The organism is Edaphobacter sp. (assembly GCF_035763405.1).
GTDB lineage: Bacteria > Acidobacteriota > Terriglobia > Terriglobales > Acidobacteriaceae > Edaphobacter.
In genome coordinates, this window is the sequence record NZ_DASUBE010000153.1 from 1 (window position 1) to 3,165 (window position 3,165).

Annotated in this window: 3 protein-coding genes; 2 read left to right on the plus strand and 1 reads right to left on the minus strand. The window is 60.6% G+C overall.

Going from position 1 to position 3,165, the window contains the following annotated elements; translation table 11 throughout:
- Positions 1–67 precede the first annotated feature (67 nt).
- Positions 68–1,254 (plus strand): IS3 family transposase gene (locus tag VFU66_RS14470; RefSeq protein WP_326446975.1). Its coding sequence is split into 2 segments (ribosomal slippage): positions 68–320 and positions 320–1,254, totalling 1,188 coding nucleotides; the frame shifts between segments, so codons are not numbered across the junction.
- A gap of 79 nt (positions 1,255–1,333) precedes the next feature.
- Here the strand turns inward: VFU66_RS14470 and VFU66_RS14475 are convergent.
- Complete coding sequence (locus VFU66_RS14475; RefSeq protein ID WP_326446976.1) at positions 1,334–1,702, minus strand: DUF488 domain-containing protein; 369 nt, start codon at positions 1,700–1,702, stop codon at positions 1,334–1,336.
- Between the two features lie 318 nt (positions 1,703–2,020).
- On the opposite strand from VFU66_RS14475, the gene VFU66_RS14480 reads away from it, so the two are divergent.
- The gene (locus VFU66_RS14480) at positions 2,021–2,203 is read left to right on the plus strand and encodes a hypothetical protein (protein WP_326446977.1); all 183 of its coding nucleotides are present in this window, start codon (positions 2,021–2,023) and stop codon (positions 2,201–2,203) included.
- The last annotated feature ends 962 nt before the right edge of the window (positions 2,204–3,165 follow it).

Sequence of the window (3,165 nt, forward strand, 5' to 3'; positions counted from 1 at the left end):
TGACGTTGCCCCCGGCGATTAATCCGGGTTGAAGTGGAGTCTGGCCCTTTTGGGGAAGGACCAGACGATGAAGCGATCAAGGTTCAGCGAAGAGCAGATCATCGGCGTGCTGAAAGAGCACGAGGCCGGGGCCAAGACGGCCGACCTTTGCCGCAAGCACGGGATCAGCGAGGCGACGTTCTACAGCTGGAAGAGCCGGTTCGGCGGGTTGGAGGTGTCGGAGGCCAGGCGGTTGCGGACGCTGGAGAGCGAGAACGGCAGGCTGAAGAAGCTTCTGGCCGAGGCGCACCTGGACAACGCGGCGCTGAAGGATCTGCTGACAAAAAAATGGTGACGCCCGCTGCCAGGCGGGAGGCCGTGGCTCATCTCAGGAGCGTTCATGAGATGAGCGAGCGGCGGGCGTGCCGGGTGATCGGCTGCCAGCGCATGACGGTGCGCTACCGCAGTCGCCGGCGCGCCGATCCGAAGCTGCGCGAGCGGCTGGTGGCGCTGGCCCGGGAGCGCCGTCGCTTCGGCTACCGCCGCCTGCTGATCTTCCTGCGCCGGGAGGGCTTCGTGGTGAACCACAAACGCCTGTTCCGCCTCTATCGCGAGGAACGGCTGATGGTGCGCAAGCGCGGCGGCCGCAAACGGGCCTTGGGCAGCAGGACGCCGATGCCGGTGCCCACGCGCCCGAACGAGCTGTGGGCGCTCGACTTCGTCTCCGACCAGCTCGTGAGCGGGCGACGGTTCCGCATCCTGGCGATCTACGACGTCTGTACCCGGCGCTGCCTGCTTGCCGTGGCCGACTTCTCGCTGTCGGGCAGGCGGGTGGCCCGCGAGCTCGACCGGCTGATCGCCGTGCACGGCAAACCCAAGGCGATCGGCAGCGACAACGGCACGGAGCTGACCAGCAACACCATCCTGGCCTGGACCGCCGAGACCGGCATCGACTGGCACTACATCGCCCCGGGCAAGCCGGTGCAGAACGCCTTCATCGAGAGCTTCAACGGCCGGCTGCGCGACGAGTTCTTGAACGAGACGCTGTTCACCTCGCTCGCCCAGGCCCGGGCTGCGCTCGAGGAATGGCGCCGCGACTACAACACCGTGCGCCCCCATTCGCGCATCGGCTGGCTGACACCGGCTGCCTACACCGAGCAGTTCTTGATGCAACGGGGCCAAGCCGCTGCGCTTACGGCGGGCTCCGCGCCTTGGCCCCTTGCCGCCGATCAAACCGAGGAGTTCAACCGCCAGACTCCAGTTGCCGCTGGATAAAAGTTGGGGGCAACGTCAGTGGGAAGGAGCCAGCTGGTGCCAATCGCGCGCCGTGTTATCGCGTCCTGACTGCGTTTTCTTACCGCCCCAAGAGGACATCCCTCAACACCACCGCATCGTTATGAAGTTCGTCACGCGCACCAAATACGAGCGTGACCGGCCCTTTGTGTGCCGCAGCTCGCAGCTCTGCAAGCTGGTCAGCATGATTGCGGATCTCGGTCGCGTAGCGGCGGCGAAATTCCTGCCAGCGTGCAGGATCGTGTCCGAACCACTTTCGCAGCGCCGTACTGGGAGCAATGTCCTTGATCCACCGATCGATGGCTGCATCCGACTTTTTCACCCCTCGCGGCCACAGACGATCGATCAGTATCCGCGTACCGTCCCCTGTCGAAGGCGGGCTATACGCTCGCTTCAGCTTAATATCACGTGCCGCGATTCTTTGTTGCATCTGGTTACCTCCGATCAGGAATGGTCACTCCTTGACCCATCTGATGTCATTGCATGCAAGAAACAGCTCCTCATCTGCTACGTCGTTCCCGACGGCCGGATCGTAAAGCGACCTGTTTTCGACCGCCCGGCGACCGACATCGAGATGTACCGCTCGCCCTGCCCAATCAATTTTTCGAACCAGGCGCGGTGGAAGCAACACCCTGCAAGCGGGGCCCCAGTTCCTTGTGTCGACCTTGATGAATCGTACACTCCAATTGACGTCGTAGATGAGGAGGTCCTCGACGTGACCGATTAGCCCATCGATTGCGTGCACGCGATGTCCAACGACGGCGTCTATGCTGCGGAGATGTGGATCATTGGGTTTGGACATGGAAAGGGCGGCGTAGCCGATGCGCGGCCCGGACGTCGCACGATGGCGTGGCGAGTAGGCCTCTCCCTGCCTCGACACAGGCAGGTCGTCTTCGACATGGGGGCTATTCCGAATCTGTTGAACTGTTAAGTTTACCCCAAATTGGTGTCGAGCCGGGTCGGGATACCGCCAAACGGCAACAGGCAAAAGCACATCATGGTTGGGGAACCAATCGCCTGTTCTCACGACAAGCCAACGCATCTTCCAATTCGTGTCATCAAAGAGCAGATCTGAGATCATGCCGACCTCGCCATCGATTCCTGAGACGACGTAACCCCACATCATTGACGCCGCCCACAGCATTCGCCTCTCCTATGTGTTCGTGCTCGACCCTCGTCCCACAGTTGATGCTTGGTAGGTACCGCTCTCGATAAGGAGAGCCCATCAATCACGGCGTTGGACCTTGTGATGATAGTGACCGCTGCCCCTAATCGATTCTTCGGCGGTTCGTCAGAAGAGAAGTGTGCAGCGGTTCAAAGACCTTTTCGATCTCTTGAAACCAGACCGCCGCGGACCTCTGAAAAAGTTCATAATTGCAGGCAAGAAGGCCATGAGGCGTGTCACACTCCGCAAGCATCTTGATGTAATCCGCCTGCACCTGAAGGCGATTGGCGGTCCGACTCAACGCTTCTTTGCAAACGCCCGCATAAAACTTTGCTGGCGCGTCCGTGAACGGTCGTATCCAATCTGCATTAATGCTAATTCTCGGAAGAGATATCGGCGCAGATGTTGCGGTGGCAGCCGGAATGTCACTTACCATCAAAGAAACCTCTCGCTTTCGGTTGCATGTAGCACCTCCGGATCCCACTCGAAGGCCAGATCGCGCCGGCACTGCCGCTACCATAGTCAGCAATGCACCGAACTCGGCAGACTCGGAAACTACTGAGATCCGATAGTGGCGACGCCTTCTGGACTGAGTCGACTCGGGCGATCTGCCTCGCAACGTGTACTTCTTGAGGTTCGCCAGATCAGATTCCACTCCCAACCGATTGCCGACGCGCTTTGCGATTACTGTCGTAGCCCGCCCTGGGGATTGCTCCTGGATCCAGTCA

Excerpts from the sequence above, each read along its gene's own strand:
- VFU66_RS14475 (WP_326446976.1), bottom strand. The coding sequence starts at position 1,702 with ATGCAACAAAGAATCGCGGCACGTGATATTAAGCTGAAGCGAGCGTAT.
- VFU66_RS14480 (WP_326446977.1), top strand. The coding sequence starts at position 2,021 with ATGTCCAACGACGGCGTCTATGCTGCGGAGATGTGGATCATTGGGTTT.